2 protein-coding genes are annotated in these 2388 nt (G+C 72.1%); both read left to right on the plus strand.

Annotated elements, in window-relative coordinates:
- The coding region (locus IJH84_RS26505) for a DUF1343 domain-containing protein (protein WP_295150298.1) at positions 1–1144 on the plus strand (1144 nt) is incomplete at its 5' end.
- 33 nt (positions 1145–1177) lie between these two features.
- The coding region (locus tag IJH84_RS26510) for a serine hydrolase (RefSeq protein ID WP_295150301.1) at positions 1178–2388 on the plus strand (1211 nt) is incomplete at its 3' end.

A 2388-nucleotide genomic window follows, 5' to 3' on the forward strand; every position in this document is an offset into this window, starting at 1 on the left:
CGGCGCGGTGCGCACCGGCGCGGACGTGCTGGCCGCGCAGAACTGGCAGCCGCTGACGGGCAGCCGGGTCGGACTGATCACCAACCCGACGGGCGTGCTGGCTTCCTTGCAGCACATCGTCGATGCGATGCACGCGTCCGGTGCGGTGGATATCGCCGCCGTGTTCGGTCCCGAGCACGGTTTCCGCGGCACCTCGCAGGCCGGTGGCTCCGAGGGGAACGTGACCGATCCGCGCACCGGCCTGCCGGTCTACGACGCCTACGGCGCGAACGCGGACGAGCTGGCCCGCATGTTCGGCAAGGCCGGTGTGCAGCGCGTGGTGTTCGACATCGCCGACGTCGGCGCCCGCTTCTACACCTACGTGTGGACCATGTACACCGCGATGCGCGCAGCCGCGCGCACCGGCGCCGAGTTCGTCGTGCTGGACCGGCCGAACCCGATCGGTGCGCAAGTGGCGGGTCCGCGGCTGGACATGCGGTTCGCCTCCGGTGTCGGTGCGCTGCCGATCGCGCAGCAGCACGGCATGACGCTCGGCGAGCTTGCCCGCATGTTCGACGCCGAGTACCTCGACCCGCCGCTCGGCCAGCGGCTGTCGGTGGTGCGCGCCGAAGGATGGCGCGGTCGTGCCGCGGGCTCGGCGTTGCCGTGGGTGCCGCCGAGCCCGAACATGCCGACGCCGGACACCGCGATGGTGTACCCGGGCACCGGGCTGTTCGAGGGCACCGTGCTGTCCGAGGGGCGCGGCACCACGCACCCGTTCGAGATCATCGGGGCGCCGGGGATCGATTGGCGCTGGGCGGACGAGCTGAACGCCGCCGGGCTGGAGGGCCTCCGCTTCCGGGAGACCTACTTCGTGCCCGAGTTCGGCAAGCACGCCGGCGCCACCTGCGGCGGCGTGCAGCTGCACCGCGGCGGAGAGGTCGACGCGATCCGCATCGCGATCACCATGCTGGTCACGGCGAAGCGGCTGTTCGGCCCGGTCTTCGGCTGGCGCCCGGACGGCATGATCGACAAGCTGGCCGGCACCGACCGGGTCCGCACCATGGTCGACGCGGGCGCGGGCGTGGACGAGATCGTCGGCTCGTGGGATGCGGAACTGGCCGAGTTCCGGCGCCTGCGGGAGCGTTTCCTGCTGTACCGGTGAGCGCGTGCTCATTGCTGACGAGGGTGGGTCTTGATGCGCGGAACGCTGTTGGCTCTGGTCCTCACGGCGATCACGGCGACGGCCGCGGGACCGGCGTGCGCTTCGCCGCCGGTCGGCGCGGGCGGCCGCTTCGACCGCCCGCAGGACGGGTTCTCCTCCGCGGAGACCGTGCTGCGGCCGGGTTCCCCGGAGCAGGCCGGGCTCGCGGCGGCGCCGATCGATGACGCGCTGCGGCGGATCGGGGCTTGGACGGGGCCGACGCCGGGGCGCGAGCACCCGATGTTCGCCGGTGCGGTGGCGCTGCTGGCCCACGACGGCGTGGTGGTGCGGCACGAGGCGTTCGGCAAGGAGGTCCGCTACTCCGACGCGCAGGGCACCGAGCTGCCGCCGCAGCAGCAGGAGCCGATGCGCCCGGACACGATCTTCGACGTCGCATCGCTGACGAAGCTGTTCACCTCGATTGCGGTGCTGCAGCAGGTCGAGGACGGCGACGTGGACCTGGACACCCCTGTCGCGCACTACCTGCCGGAGTTCGGCGGCCAGGGCAAGCAGTCGATCACCGTGCGGCAGCTGCTCACGCACACCTCCGGGCTGCCGTCCGAGGTGCAGCTGTGGAAGCTGCCCCCGCAGGAGCGGATCCCGCACGTGCTGCGGCTGAGCCCGGAGAAGCCGCCGGGAACGGCTTACCAGTACTCCGACCCGAACTTCATCACCCTGGGCGTGCTGGTGTCCCGGATGGCCGATGCGCCGCTGGACCAGGTGGTCCGCGAACGCATCACCGGCCCGCTGGGCATGGACGACACCGGCTACAACCCGCCGCCGAGCGAGCTGCACCGCATCGCGGCGACCGAGTTCCAGACCGAGCCCCCGCGCGGCATGGTCCGCGGCGAGCCGCACGACGAGAACGCCTGGTCGCTGGGCGGCGTGGCCGGTGAAGCGGGCTTGTTCTCCACCGCGCACGACCTGGGCGTGCTCGGGCAGGCGCTGGTCAACGGCGGCGGTTACGGCGAGCAGCGGATCCTGCAGCCGGAGACGGTCGAGCGGATGCTGACCGACTACAACGGCGCGTTCCCCGGCGACGGGCACGGTTTGGGCTTCGAACTGGACCAGCGCTGGTACATGGCCGGGCTGAGCGGCCCGCGCACGGCCGGGCACACCGGTTTCACCGGTACTTCGCTGGTGCTGGACCCGGACTCGCGTTCGGTGGTGGTGCTGCTGACCAACCGGGTGCACCCGACGCGGGA

This window comes from Saccharopolyspora sp., from assembly GCF_017434145.1.
GTDB classification, from domain to species: Bacteria; Actinomycetota; Actinomycetes; order Mycobacteriales; family Pseudonocardiaceae; genus Saccharopolyspora_C; species Saccharopolyspora_C galaxeae.